Source organism: Rhodococcus sp. MEB064, assembly GCF_000834565.1.
In the GTDB taxonomy this organism is placed as follows: Bacteria; Actinomycetota; Actinomycetes; order Mycobacteriales; family Mycobacteriaceae; genus Rhodococcoides.
Genome location: NZ_JXQS01000051.1, coordinates 1 through 13,196 on the forward strand (window position 1 = coordinate 1; position 13,196 = coordinate 13,196).

Consider the following 13,196-nt stretch of genomic DNA (forward strand, 5'->3'; position numbering starts at 1 on the left):
CCGCGAGTACGCCGACAGTGTCGTGATTCCGTACGGGATCACGACACTGTGGACGTACTCGCGGGGGGATGTCGAGTTCTAGGCAGCCGAGGTCAGGCGATACACGTCGTAGACACCCTCGACGTTGCGGACCACGTTGAGCACGTGCCCCAGGTGCTTGGGATCGCCCATCTCGAAGGTGAACTTGGAGATGGCCACTCGATCACCGGACGTGGTGACCGACGCCGACAGGATGTTGACCTTCTCGTCCGCGAGCGCCTTCGTGACGTCCGACAGCAGGCGGTGACGGTCCAGCGCCTCGATCTGGATCGCGACGAGGAAGACCGACGACGGTGACGGGGCCCATTCGACCTCGATGAGTCGTTCCGACTGCTGTTGCAACGATCCTGCGTTGGTGCAGTCGGTGCGGTGCACGCTGACGGAGCCGCCGCGCGTCACGAAGCCCATGATGTCGTCGCCCGGCACCGGGGTACAGCATTTCGCCAACTTGGCGACGACGCCCTCCGCGCCCGACACCATGACACCGGCGTCACCGACACGCCGGGGACGCGTCGGAATCGTCGACGGTGTGGAGCGTTCTGCCAGCTCTTCTTCGACGTCGCCGACGCCTCCGAGATGCGCGACGAGCCGTTGCACCACGTGCTGCGCCGAGACGTGGTTCTCACCGACCGCCGTGTACAGAGCGGACACGTCGACGTACCGGAGTTCGTGAGCGATAGCCGACATGGACTCGCCGTTCATCAGGCGCTGCAACGGCAGTCCTCCGCGCCGCACCTCCTTGGCGATGGCGTCCTTGCCGGCCTCGAGGGCTTCCTCGCGGCGCTCCTTCGCGAACCACTGACGGATCTTCGTCTTGGCGCGCGGCGATGCGACGAACGTGGCCCAGTCGCGACTCGGTCCGGCTGTCATGGCCTTCGAGGTGAAGACCTCGACGACCTCGCCGTTCTCGAGTTGGCGTTCCAGCGCGACGAGCCGTCCGTTGACGCGAGCGCCGATGCAGCGGTTACCCACCTCGGTGTGGACGGCGTACGCGAAGTCCACCGGACACGACCCGGCGGGCAGTGTCACGACATCACCCTTCGGGGTGAAGACGAAGATCTCCTTGACCGCGAGGTCGTAGCGTAGCGACTCGAGGAACTCCCCAGGGTCGGCGGCTTCACGCTGCCAGTCGAGCAACTGGCGCATCCACGCCATGTCGTCGAGCTCGGTGGCGTCACCGGAGTGGCGACCCTTGGTCTCCTTGTAGCGCCAGTGCGCCGCGATGCCGAACTCGGCGGTGCGGTGCATGTCGCGCGTACGGATCTGCACCTCGAGCGGCTTGCCCTCGGGGCCGACGACCGTGGTGTGCAGCGACTGGTAGACCCCGTAGCGCGGCTGCGCGATGTAGTCCTTGAACCGACCGGCCATCGGCTGCCACAGCGAGTGCACGACGCCGACGGCGGCGTAGCAGTCCCGGATCTCGTCGCACAGGATTCGCACCCCGACCAGGTCGTGGATGTCGTCGAAGTCGCGACCCTTGACGATCATCTTCTGATAGATCGACCAGTAGTGCTTCGGACGCCCCTCGACGACGGCGCTGATCCGGGACGCGGACAGCGTCGCATTGATCTCCGCGCGCACCTTGGCCAGATACGTGTCGCGTGACGGTGCGCGGTCGGCGACCAAACGGACGATCTCGTCGTACTTCTTGGGATGCAGGATGGCGAACGCCAAGTCCTCGAGCTCCCATTTGACCGTCGCCATCCCTAGTCGATGAGCAAGGGGCGCAATGACTTCGAGAGTCTCCTTGGCCTTGCGTGCCTGCTTCTCCGGGGGCAGGAAACGCATCGTGCGCATGTTGTGGAGACGATCCGCGACCTTGATGACCAGAACCCGCGGATCACGCGCCATCGCGATGATCATCTTGCGGATGGTCTCGCCCTCGGCCGCAGTTCCCAGCGCAACCTTGTCCAGTTTGGTGACGCCGTCGACCAGATGAGCGACCTCGTCACCGAACTCGGCGCGCAACTGCTCCAGCGAGTACCCGGTGTCCTCGACGGTGTCGTGGAGCAGGGCGGCGACCAGAGTGGTGGTGTCCATTCCCAGCTCGGCCAGGATGTTGGCGACGGCCAGCGGATGCGTGATGTACGGATCGCCCGACTTGCGCATCTGAGTCGCGTGACGCTCGTCGGCCACGTCGTAGGCACGCTGCAGCAGGCCGAGGTCCGCCTTCGGATAGAGGGTGCGGTGAGTGCCGGCCAACGGCTCGAGCACCGGTTTGACCGCGGTGTTGCGCTGCGCGGTGATGCGTCGTGCCAGGCGTGCGCGCACTCGCCTGGATGCAGACGACGGCGCGGTCGGCGTGACGCTCGCTTCGGGCTGCTCGACGGGCGCAGCCGCGGCGTCCTCGATCGGGACGGACGGCACGGGCGCAGTGGAACCGGAGCCACTGGGAACCGGGACATCGGGAACCGGGACGTCGGGAACCGCGGCGTCGGGATCGGGGGCGTGGGACTCCGGCGCGGTAGGACCGATGTAACGCGTCATGGTCGACACCTCCTCAGCTGCTCGACTGAAACTTTAGCCGTCGGCACAGCCGTGCACCGGGCACGGTCGTATTTCGTCTCGAGCGGGACTGGTCAGACCACGCCGAGCGTGGTCAGGGGACCATGCTTCCAACGCGCGCGACCCCCCAGAACTTCCACCTCGAGAACCACCGCTGCACCGACGACTATCGCGCCGCACCGGGTGAGCAGTTCGGCGGCCGCCTCGAGGGTGCCACCGGTAGCGAGAACGTCGTCCACGATCAGAATGCGTCGCCCGTCGAGGTCGATGCCCTCCGCGGAGATCTCCAGCTCGGCGGTGCCGTACTCCAGCTCGTACGCCTGGTGGTGGACCGGCGGAGGCAGCTTGCCGGCCTTGCGCACCGCGATCACTCCGGTGCCCAACGCCAACGCGACGCCCGCACCGAGAAGGAATCCACGGGCATCGATCCCGGCAACGGCATCGACGTCGCGACCGGCCTCGGCCAACGCGTCGATGACTGTGCGCAGACCCCGGGCATCGGCGAACACGGGCGTCAGGTCGGCGAAGCGGACACCCGGCTCGGGGAAGTCGTCCGCCCAGCGGGTGAGCCGTGCGACGACGTCCGCCCCGGCCTCGTCCACGATCGCGTTGTCACTCATCCGACCAGTATCCATTTGTCCATGTTCCATCCCGCGCCGGCGACGGTCGGATTCGACTCGACACCGCGCATTCCCGACGCCACGGCCGTGACTCTCGGAGCGTTGTAGAGAGGCAGTGACGGCATGTCCGTCCACAGGATGTTCTCGGCCTCGACCGCAGCGGACAACACTGTCGCGTCGGACTGGTCGACCGCGAGCTGGTCGACCAATTGATCGATCCTGGGGTTGGCGTATCCGCCGACGTTGACTCCCTGGCCTCCGCGAAGCGCGAAGCGTGCTGGGTCCGCGGACGACGTTCCGGTCGCGCCCGCCTGACCGGCCGTCGACGCCAACACCACATCGACCTGGCCCGCGCGCAGAGCGGCGGGCGTGAACGTCGCCGATGCCGAGTCGACGACGTCGATACCCATCGGTGCGCACGCGGCAGCGATCTGCGCGACGACGGCAGCGCGTCGGGTGTCGGGTCCGAGGTAGCCGATGCGGACCACCGGATCGGTGAGGCCCGCCTCGGCGAGACCGGCCGTGACACCGGCGACGTCGGGTGCGCGGTATCGCTCCGCGGCAGTGCCCGCCACCGTCCGGTACGCCAGTGTGGCAGGGAGGGTCGTCCGACTGTCGACGATGCTCGATCCCCTCCCGGTCGCCTGCTCGTACCCGGGGTGCCCGTGCTGCGCGAAGAGGTCGCCGCGGGGAACGCACGCCGCGAAGGCGCGACGAGCTGCGGGATCGGCGAAGACACCCGTCGTCGCCATCACCAATTGTTCGATTCCGAACGACGGCTGCGAGGTCGCGGTGAACCCGTCCGGGGTGGCCGTGCCGCCGTCGGCGTCGACCACCTCGATGTCGCCCGACGCCGCCTTGGCCGCGATGTCGGCTCCCTTGGGCCAGACCACGATGCGATCGGTACCGGCGGGGATTCCCCACCATTTCTCGTTCGGCACCAGGACCAGGCCGTCGTCGACGGAATAGGCGTCGACACGGAACGGTCCGGCGGAGACGAAGACTGCGGGATCGAGCGTTCCGGGCTCCCCGGAGGGTGCCGACGTGAGGGTCCACGCCGTGTTCCACGCTGCGCCGACGCGGCCGAGAGCCTCCTGGTCACCTCCGGCCAGAGTGCCGACGATGTCGGGCACTCCTGCGATCCGGGCAGCCACATGAGCGGGCATCATCGACCCGGCCCCGAAGAGGGACCGCCAGTCGACGTAGCTGCGGCCGGATCGGAACGTCACGGTGGCGACCTTGTCGGCGGGCGCGCAGTCGATCCGCTCGATGTCGGCGTATCCGGCCGTGGAGGCGGCGTCGAAGACCGGCGCACCGGCGACGTCCGTCCGGCCGCTGCGCGCCGCCCAGGCGAGAACCATGTCGTCGCAGGTCATCGGCACCCCGTCGGACCACACGGCGGGCGCGGCGATGGTGTACGTGATGACCTGCTGCTCACCGGGAACCTCGACGGCTGTGCCGATGTCGGTGTCGCTCACCGCGCCTCCGCTGGGCGCCGTGACGCTGAAGCCGGGGAGCACGCGCGCGAACGCCTGCACCGCGCCGGAGGACGAGCCCTCCGTCGTCCCGCCGTTGTAGGTCGAGATCGTGTTGTCGACGGCGTACCCGATGGACGGAATCCGGGTGTCCTCGGAACTGCACGCCACGAGCGTCGATCCCGCGACCGCGGCGAGTGCCACTGCAGCGATCCCGGTTCTGGAGAGCGTCGACCCACCCATGTCAGCTCCTCCGCTTGCCGCGCTTACCTGTCGGTCGCGCGCCCGCTCGGGGCGCTGCGGCCGGTGTCCGTGCGGGACGGGCCGCCACCGGGGACGCCGCGGCGCCCGCGGCGACGCGCTCTCCGGCGGGACGGGCGACGCCCTCGCGCTTGGCCAGCACCTTCTTGGTATGTGCGGCGACCGGTCCCCACTTCTCCTTGAGCGTGACCACGAGGGGCGTCGCGAAGAAGATGGACGAGTACGCGCCGATGATGATGCCCACGAGCTGCACCAGCGCGAGATCCTTGAGGGTTCCGACTCCCAGCAGCCACACCGCGATCACGATGAGCGCGATCACGGGGAGCACGCTGATCACCGTCGTGTTGATCGACCTCATCAACGTCTGGTTGACCGCGAGGTTCGCCTGCTCGGCGTACGTGCGCCGGTTCAGGTGCAGGATGCCCCGGGTGTTCTCCTCGACCTTGTCGAAGACGACCACCGAGTCGTACAGCGAGAATCCGAGAATCGTGAGGAGGCCGATCACCGTGGCAGGCGTGACCTCGAATCCCACCAGCGAGTACACGCCGGCGGTGACGAAGATGTCGAAGAACAACGCCGCGATACCGGCGAGGGCCATGTCCCGCTCGTAGCGAACGGCGATGTAGATGCTGACGATGACCAGGAAGACCACCAGCGCGATCAGCGCCTTGTTCGTGATCTGGGAACCCCAGGTCTCACTGACGTCGGTGAAGGAGATCGCGTCTCGCGTCGTCTCGCCCTCCGCGTTGGTCGGCGAGTACGCATCGAACAGCGCGCTCTGCAGCGACGACGCCTGACCGGGGTCCAGCGCCTCCGAGCGGATCTGGACGGTGGCGCCGGATCCGGTGCCCACCGTCTGCACGGCGACGGCGTCCTGGCCCAGCGTCTCGGTGTAGATCTGCTCGACCTGAGCGGTGTCCACACCCCCGTTCGGCGCGGGGAACTGCACCCTGGTGCCGCCCTCGAAATCGATACCGAGGGTGAATCCTCTGACCAGGATCGACAGCAGCGAGACCAGGACGAACGCCGCGGTGATGCCGTACCAGAGGCGTCGGCGTCCGATGATGTCGAACGCTCCGGTGCCGGTGTAGAGGCGCGAGAGGATGCCGCGCCCGCCCTCGGCAGTGTCCGGTGCGGTGTCGGGCGTGGTGTCGGTGGTGGTGTCGGCCATGACTCAGGCCTCCTTGTTCGATCCGGCGGCAGCCGTCTCACGGGTGGATTGGGCGGCTGCTCGCTTACGGGCGCGCGCGATCTCCTGCACCGCGCCCAGACCGTTGATGGACGGCTTGGACCAGAACTCGGTGCGCGAGGCGAGGTTGACCAGCGGCCACGTCACCAGGATGACGATGACGATGTCGAGCAGCGTCGACAGGCCGAGCGTGAAGGCGAACCCGCGAACCTGTCCGACGGCGAGCACGTACAGCACGGCGGCGGCGATGAAGCTGACCGCGTTGCCGGAGAGGATCGTCCGGCGCGCTCTGGCCCACCCTCGCGGAACGGCGGAGCGGAAGCTGCGACCCTCGCGGATCTCGTCCTTGATGCGTTCGAAGAACACGACGAACGAGTCGGCGGTCATACCGATACCGATGATCAGACCGGCGATGCCGGCGAGATCGAGCGTGAAGGAAATCCATCGACCGAGCAACACGAGGATGCCGTAGATGGCGACCAGGGACAGCACCAGCGACAGCGCCGTGAGGATGCCGAGCATGCGGTAGTAGAGGAGGCAGTAGAGCAGGACGAACACCAGACCGATGGCGCCCGCGATGAGGCCGGCCTGCAGGGACGCCAAGCCCAGCGTCGCGGAGACCGTCTCGGCTTCCGAGGCGGCGAAGGACAGAGGCAGCGAGCCGTACTTCAGGGTGTTGGCCAACTCCCGTGCACTGTCCGCCGTGAAGTTGCCGGTGATCTGAGTGGCACTGCCGGCCGGTGTCGCGCCCTGGATGACGGGTGCGCTGACGACCTTCGAGTCGAGCGTGAACGCGGCCTGCTTGCCGATGTTGGCCGAGGTGAACTGGGCCCAGGTGTTACCGCCCTCGGTGGTGAAGCTCAGCGAGACCACGTTGCGCGACTGCTGCGAGTCGAACTGCGAGCTGGCATCGGCGATCTGCTGACCGTCGATGATCGACGCGTCGAGGACGTAGACGGCGGTGCCGTCCGTGGAGCAGGCAACCAGCGGCAGCGCCGGGTCGTCGTTGCCCTGCAGCGGGTCGGGAGCAGAGCAGTCGATCGTCGCCATCGCCGTCTGCTGAACGGCCGGGTCGGTGCTCTGACGCAGCGCCTTCGCCTCGGTGATCGCGTCGGCGGTCTCGTCCGCGGAGCCTTCCGTCGGCGCGGTTCCCGGCTCCGAGCCGGTGTCCTGGTCGGACGGAGCTGCGGGGTCGGTCGGCGCAGCGGGGTCGGTGGGGTCCTGTGCGGGGAAGGGTCGGTTCTGCGGAGCGGGCGCCGCGGGATCGACGGCGGCGGGGTCGGCTGCCGCCGGATCTGCAGCTCCCGGAACTGCCGCCGCCGGATCTGCGGCGGGATCCGTCGCCACCGGGGCCTCGGGCGTGCCGGCCGGAGTCGGCGCCTGCGAGGTGATGACCGGGCGGATGTAGAGGCGGGCCGTCTGGCCGAGAGTGCGAGCCTGCGAGCTGTCGTCGCCGGGAACCGTGATGACCAGGTTCTGACCGTCGATGACCACCTCGGACCCGGAGACACCCAGACCGTTCACGCGGGTCTCGATGATCTGCTGGGCCTGCCGGAGGCTGTCCTGACTCGGCGCGCTGCCGTCCGGCGTGCGGGCGGTCAGCGTCACGCGCGTGCCGCCCTGCAGGTCGATACCCAGCTTGGGTGTCGGGGACTTGTCACCGGTGAAAAAGACCAGGACGTACACGAGGGCGATGAAGACGCCGAACACGGCGAGATACCGCACCGGATACGAGGATCCGCTGGATGGGGCCACGGTGAGTACTTCTCCTGAGTGGGACGGACCGGCTGGGTGGAACGACAGCTGGAGGACTACGGCTCGGTGTAGATCGGCTTCTTAGGTCGTACGAGGGCGGGCCGCGAGCGACACGGACCGGCCGAAGCCTGACCGACCGTACCCTCTCCACAACGACGCACCGCCCCCGAGGACGACCTCGGGGGCGGTGAATCCGCTTTGTCTCAATCCTTGGTGAGGCGAGCCTGCGAACGATCGGTGTCGGCCGATCCGAGACCGGTCTCCAGGCTGTCGACTCGGCTCTGCACATCGGCGTCGTCGGTGTAGTCGACGGCCGCGTCATCGCTGGTCACGTCGTCGTCCTCGTCGGGGAGAACCTCGCGCACGACGGCACGCGACCAGGTGGTGATGATGCCGGGGGCGACTTCGAGATCGACGGTCGTCTCGGTGAGCCCGTCGACCAGTCCGTGCAGTCCGGACGTGGTCAGAACGCGGTCACCCACGGCCAGCGAGTCCTGCAGCTCGGCTGTCTTGGCCAACTCCCGCTTCTGACGGCGCATGCCGAGAAACATCGGGACCAGCAGGGCGAGCACGAGAAGCGGAAACAGCAGTTCCATCGGAGACGTCAATCCTTGATCGAGGGGCGTGGAACCCCCAGTGTGCCACGTCTGCCGTGAAGCTCGGGCGTGTCAGGCACCCGTTTCGTCCGATTCGACGGGATAGGTGGCCGGTCAGCTCTCGTCGAAAAGGGTGCGTTGCGGCTCGTTCGTCCGCACGGAGATGCCGCCGACCGCGAGGTCCGGCGGAGGAGTCAGACCCATGCGCTCCCAGGCAGCGGCAGTCGCCACGCGCCCACGCGGAGTCCGGGCGATCATGCCGGCACGGACCAGATACGGCTCGCACACCTCTTCGACCGTCGCGGGCTCCTCCCCGACCGCGACGGCCAACGTCGAGACACCGACGGGTCCGCCGCCGAAGCTGCGGACCAGGGCGCCGAGGACCGCGCGGTCGAGTCGGTCCAGGCCGAGCTCGTCGACGTCGTAGACCTCGAGAGCAGCCCGTGCGACCTCGAGGGTCACCACTCCGTCGGCGCGTACTTCCGCGTAGTCGCGTACGCGGCGGAGTAGGCGGTTGGCGATGCGCGGAGTGCCCCTCGAACGGCCCGCGATCTCGGCGGACGCGTCGACGTCGACACGCACACCGAGAATCCCGGCGGATCGGGTGATGATGCGCTGGAGCTCGCGCGCGTCGTAGAAGTCCATGTGTGCGGTGAAGCCGAAGCGGTCGCGCAGCGGCCCCGTCAGAGCTCCCGACCTGGTGGTGGCGCCGACGAGGGTGAATGGCGCGACGTCGAGCGGAATCGACGTCGCACCGGGCCCCTTGCCGACGACGACGTCGACCCGGAAGTCCTCCATCGCCAGGTACAGCATCTCCTCTGCCGGCCGTGCGATGCGATGGATCTCGTCGATGAACAACACGTCGCCCTCGACCAGATTGCTCAGCATGGCCGCGAGGTCACCGGCGCGCTCCAGCGCCGGACCGGAGGTGAGCCGCAGCGCGGACCCGAGCTCCCCCGCGATGATCATCGCCATACTGGTCTTCCCCAGTCCGGGCGGACCGGACAGGAGGATGTGGTCGGGTGTACTGCCTCGCTGAGTAGCCCCCTGCAGGACGAGTTGCAGCTGTTCCCGCACGCGGGGCTGCCCGATGAAGTCGTCGAGAGACTTCGGGCGGAGGCTGGCATCGAGGTCGCCGTCGTCGGGAACGACCTCCGCGGTCACCAGGGATTCGTCACCGTCGTCCGTCCAGTTCTGATCGGTCACCGCGACCTACCCAGACTCACCAGAGCCGCTCGCAATGCCTGCGCAGTTCCCGTCGTCGGGTCCTCCGCCAACACGGCGTCCACCGCAGGCTCTGCCTGCTTCGCGGGGAAGCCGAGACCGAGCAGTGCCTCGACCACCTGATCCCGCACCGGTCCGGCCGACGGCCCGGACACCGAGGACCCACCTGGTGCCGACACCACGGCGTCCACCTTGTCGCGCAACTCTACGACGAGCCGCTCGGCGCCGCGTTTGCCGATGCCGGGGACTCGCATCAGCGCCGTGACGTTGCCGTCCGTCAGCGCGGAACGCAGCGCGTCGGGTTCGAGAACCGCGAGCACCGCCATCGCCAGGCGCGGACCGACGCCCGACACCGTCTGCAGGAGGCCGAAGAGGTCGCGCGAGGTGGCGTCGGCAAATCCGTACAGCGTCATCGAGTCCTCGCGGACGATCATCGAGATGACGAGGCGTGCTTCGGCGCCGCGGGTCAGGCCGGCAAGTGTCGCGGGTGTCGCGTTGACGCGGTAACCCAGGCCGGCCGCCTCGACGACGGCGTGATCGAGTGCGATCTCGAGGACGTCGCCTCGTATCGAGCTGATCATCGCGGCTGCACTCCCGTCTTCGCGCCGGCGCGAACCGCGGCGCGTTGCTGTTTCAGTTTCTTCTCGTACGACGCCTTCGCGGCGGCCGCCTGCGCCTCCGCGGCCGCCATCCGGGCCATCATCGGGGCGCGCCAGCAATGACAGATGGCCAACGCGAGAGCGTCCGCGGCATCGGCAGGCCTCGGCGCCTGCTGCATCCCGAGGATGCGCGTGACCATGGCCGTGACCTGTGCCTTGTCGGCGGTGCCGTTCCCGGTGACAGCTGCCTTGACTTCCGACGGCGTGTGAAAGGCGACGGGGATCCCCCGGCGGGCCGCGGCCAGCGCGATCACTCCCCCGGCCTGGGCAGTGCCCATGGCGGTCCGCACGTTGTTCTGGGAGAACACCCGCTCCACCGCGACCACGGTGGGCTTGTGAGTGTCCAACCAGTACTCGGCGGACTCGGCGATCAGGAGCAGGCGTTGGGCGAGGTCCATGTCCGAGGGAGTACGCACCACGTCGACGTCGAGCGCGGTGACGGCCCTACCGGCACCGGACTCGACCAGGCTCAACCCGCACCGAGTGAGTCCCGGATCGACTCCCATGACACGCAACGCCCACTCCCTCACCGGATTCGACCAACCTACGAACTGTTGTTCGATACCCTAGCGGCGAGAAGCGGGCGTGTGCGTGCGGCGCGCTGGAGTCAGTCCTCGTCGAGCTGCGCGAGCACCTCGTCGGACAGATCGACGTTCGACCACACGTTCTGCACGTCGTCGCTGTCCTCGAGCGCGTCGATCAGCTTGAACACCTTGCGCGCTCCGTCGACGTCGACGGGCACGCTGACCGACGGCTGGAAACTGGCCTCGGCGGAGTCGTAGTCGATGCCCGCCTCCTGCAGCGCGGTGCGCACGGCCACCAGGTCGGTCGGCTCGGAGACCACCTCGAAGGTGTCCCCGTTGTCGTTGACCTCCTCGGCGCCGGCGTCGAGCACGGCCATCAGGACGTCGTCCTCGGACTGGCCGTTCTTCTCGAGCGTGACGACGCCCTTGCGGGAGAACAGGTACGACACGGAACCCGGGTCGGCCATGTTGCCGCCGTTGCGGGTCATCGCGACACGGACCTCGCCTGCCGCGCGGTTGCGGTTGTCGGTGAGGCACTCGATGAGGACGGCGACACCGTTGGGGCCGTAGCCCTCGTACATGATGGTCTGCCAGTCGGCTCCGCCCGCTTCTTCACCGGCGCCGCGCTTGCGTGCGCGCTCGATGTTGTCATTGGGGACCGAGGTCTTCTTCGCCTTCTGGATGGCGTCGTACAACGTGGGGTTACCGACGGGGTCACCACCACCCGTGCGCGCGGCGACCTCGATGTTCTTCACCAATTTGGCGAAGGACTTCGATCGGCGGGCGTCGACGACAGCCTTCTTGTGCTTCGTGGTCGCCCATTTGGAGTGGCCGCTCATCGGCAATAGCCCCTTTCGTACCGGCAGAGAACGTGCCTAGCTTACGCGGGCGTGGACAGGGTTCTTCGCTCCCGCACCATGTCGGCGAACAGCGCGTGCACTCGTCGGTCTCCCGTGACCTCCGGGTGGAAGGACGTCGCGAGCACGGCTCCGTGGCGGACGGCGACGACGCGGCCGGCCGCGGGCCCGTCCGGAACCGTGGCCAGGACCTCGACGTCGTCTCCGACGCGCTCGACCCAGGGAGCTCGGATGAACACGGCGCGGATCGGGTCGCCGTCGATGCCGGTCATGGCGAGATCGGTCTCGAACGAGTCGACCTGTCGGCCGAAGGCGTTGCGACGCACCGTCATGTCGAGTCCGTCCAGGTGCACCGCGTCGGCCGTGGTGTCGAGGATGTCGGACGCCAGCAGGATCATCCCCGCGCACGAGCCGTACGCCGGCATTCCTGCCGCGAGCCGTTCCCTGACGGGGTCGAGGAGGTCGAAGATGCGGAGCAGTTTGCCCATGGTGGTCGATTCCCCACCCGGGATCACCAGACCGTCGACGGCGGCCAGTTCCTCCGGCCGACGGACCGTCACCGCGTCCGCGCCCGACGCGGTCAGCGCCTCGAGGTGTTCACGGACGTCGCCCTGCAGGGCGAGAACTCCGATGAGGGGCCGGGTCACCGCGTCGTCTCGAGGCCGGGAGTGTGCTGCGCCGAGCGGTCGTACCGCATCAGGCCCTCCTGCGTGACGGCGGCGACCATGCGGCCGGCGCGGTCGTAGATCCTGCCCTGGGTGAGCGCACGGCCGAGGCCGGCTGACGGGGACGTCTGGTCGTAGAGCAGCCACTCGTCGGCGCGGAACGGCCGCAGGAACCACAGCGCATGGTCGAGAGAGGCCGTCTGTGTCGCGACGTCCTCGTGTGGGACCTTCGCCGAGCCCAGCAGTGTCATGTCCGACATGTAGGCCAGGGCGCACACGTGGAAGACCTGGTCGTCGGGGAGCGGATCCCGGTAGCGGATCCAGACCTGCTGCTGCGCCGCCAGATTCGAGCTGCGGGCGATCTTGTCGTGCGGCACGAGACGGACGTCCCACCGATTCCACTCCTTGTAGAACATCTTCTGCCGCAACGCTTCGTCCTCGGCGACGTCGGGGAGATCCTCGGGGCCCATCACGTCGGGCATGCGGTCCTGATGCTCGATGCCCTCGTCCTCGACGTGGAACGACGCCGACATCGTGAAGATCGCCTTGCCGTCCTGGACGCCGGTGACCCGCCGCGTGGCGAACGAACGGCCGTCGCGGACACGGTCCACCGTGAACACCGTCGGTTCGTTGGGGTTTCCGGGGCGCAGGAAGTATCCGTGCAGCGAATGCACCCGGAACGACACGTCCACCGTCTTGGCCGCCGATACCAACGACTGCCCTGCCACCTGGCCACCGAATGTCCGCTGCAGTTGGCTGGGGATGGAGCTCCCGCGATAGATGTCGTTCTCGATGCGTTCGAGTTCGAGGATCTCTTCGATGCCCAC

General features: G+C 68.0%; 12 protein-coding genes. All 12 read right to left on the minus strand.

The genetic code is table 11. The features are described 5' to 3' along the window. Window positions 1-78 precede the first annotated feature (78 nt). The 12 genes from RU01_RS18025 to RU01_RS18080 all read right to left on the minus strand — a co-directional run bounded on the left by RU01_RS18025 (window position 79) and on the right by RU01_RS18080 (window position 13,196). On the minus strand, window positions 79-2,526 hold the full coding sequence (locus RU01_RS18025; RefSeq protein ID WP_231568762.1) for a RelA/SpoT family protein: 2,448 nt from the start codon (window positions 2,524-2,526) through the stop codon (window positions 79-81). Window positions 2,527-2,618: 92 nt separating this feature from the next. Then, the gene (locus RU01_RS18030; RefSeq protein WP_197074813.1) at window positions 2,619-3,149 is read right to left on the minus strand and encodes an adenine phosphoribosyltransferase; all 531 of its coding nucleotides are present in this window, start codon (window positions 3,147-3,149) and stop codon (window positions 2,619-2,621) included. An 11-nt stretch (window positions 3,150-3,160) separates the two neighbouring features. After that, the gene (locus RU01_RS18035) at window positions 3,161-4,882 is read right to left on the minus strand and encodes an ABC transporter substrate-binding protein (protein ID WP_042575972.1); all 1,722 of its coding nucleotides are present in this window, start codon (window positions 4,880-4,882) and stop codon (window positions 3,161-3,163) included. Window position 4,883: 1 nt separating this feature from the next. Next, window positions 4,884-6,071 carry a protein translocase subunit SecF gene (secF, locus tag RU01_RS18040; RefSeq protein WP_042575973.1) on the minus strand — a complete coding sequence of 396 codons (1,188 nt, stop codon included), beginning with the start codon at window positions 6,069-6,071 and terminating at the stop codon, window positions 4,884-4,886. Between the two features lie 3 nt (window positions 6,072-6,074). Beyond that, window positions 6,075-7,844 carry a protein translocase subunit SecD gene (secD, locus tag RU01_RS18045; protein ID WP_042575974.1) on the minus strand — a complete coding sequence of 590 codons (1,770 nt, stop codon included), beginning with the start codon at window positions 7,842-7,844 and terminating at the stop codon, window positions 6,075-6,077. Window positions 7,845-8,047: 203 nt separating this feature from the next. Further along, window positions 8,048-8,440 (minus strand): preprotein translocase subunit YajC, encoded by a 393-nt coding sequence (gene yajC, locus RU01_RS18050; RefSeq protein ID WP_042575975.1) that lies wholly within the window; start codon window positions 8,438-8,440, stop codon window positions 8,048-8,050. Window positions 8,441-8,554: 114 nt separating this feature from the next. Further along, on the minus strand, window positions 8,555-9,646 hold the full coding sequence (ruvB, locus tag RU01_RS18055; protein ID WP_042575976.1) for a Holliday junction branch migration DNA helicase RuvB: 1,092 nt from the start codon (window positions 9,644-9,646) through the stop codon (window positions 8,555-8,557). Then, window positions 9,643-10,245, minus strand: coding sequence for a Holliday junction branch migration protein RuvA (ruvA, locus tag RU01_RS18060; RefSeq protein ID WP_042575977.1), 603 nt, complete (start codon window positions 10,243-10,245; stop codon window positions 9,643-9,645). Before ruvA ends, ruvB begins: the two co-directional genes overlap by 4 nt. Then, window positions 10,242-10,838, minus strand: coding sequence for a crossover junction endodeoxyribonuclease RuvC (gene ruvC, locus RU01_RS18065; protein ID WP_042575981.1), 597 nt, complete (start codon window positions 10,836-10,838; stop codon window positions 10,242-10,244). The genes ruvA and ruvC overlap by 4 nt, the downstream gene beginning before the upstream one ends. 92 nt (window positions 10,839-10,930) lie before the next feature. Next, complete coding sequence (locus RU01_RS18070; protein ID WP_027505225.1) at window positions 10,931-11,686, minus strand: YebC/PmpR family DNA-binding transcriptional regulator; 756 nt, start codon at window positions 11,684-11,686, stop codon at window positions 10,931-10,933. 41 nt (window positions 11,687-11,727) lie between these two features. Continuing rightward, complete coding sequence (gene pdxT / locus RU01_RS18075; protein ID WP_042575978.1) at window positions 11,728-12,351, minus strand: pyridoxal 5'-phosphate synthase glutaminase subunit PdxT; 624 nt, start codon at window positions 12,349-12,351, stop codon at window positions 11,728-11,730. Continuing rightward, window positions 12,348-13,196, minus strand: a complete 849-nt coding sequence (locus RU01_RS18080) for an acyl-CoA thioesterase (RefSeq protein ID WP_042575979.1) — start codon at window positions 13,194-13,196, stop codon at window positions 12,348-12,350. Before RU01_RS18080 ends, pdxT begins: the two co-directional genes overlap by 4 nt.

Coding starts and splice junctions, on each gene's coding strand:
- RU01_RS18025 (WP_231568762.1), bottom strand. CDS start 2,526: ATGACGCGTTACATCGGTCCTACCGCGCCGGAGTCCCACGCCCCCGAT.
- secF (WP_042575973.1), bottom strand. CDS start 6,071: ATGGCCGACACCACCACCGACACCACGCCCGACACCGCACCGGACACT.
- yajC (WP_042575975.1), bottom strand. CDS start 8,440: ATGGAACTGCTGTTTCCGCTTCTCGTGCTCGCCCTGCTGGTCCCGATG.
- RU01_RS18035 (WP_042575972.1), bottom strand. CDS start 4,882: ATGGGTGGGTCGACGCTCTCCAGAACCGGGATCGCTGCAGTGGCACTC.
- RU01_RS18070 (WP_027505225.1), bottom strand. CDS start 11,686: ATGAGCGGCCACTCCAAATGGGCGACCACGAAGCACAAGAAGGCTGTC.
- ruvA (WP_042575977.1), bottom strand. CDS start 10,245: ATGATCAGCTCGATACGAGGCGACGTCCTCGAGATCGCACTCGATCAC.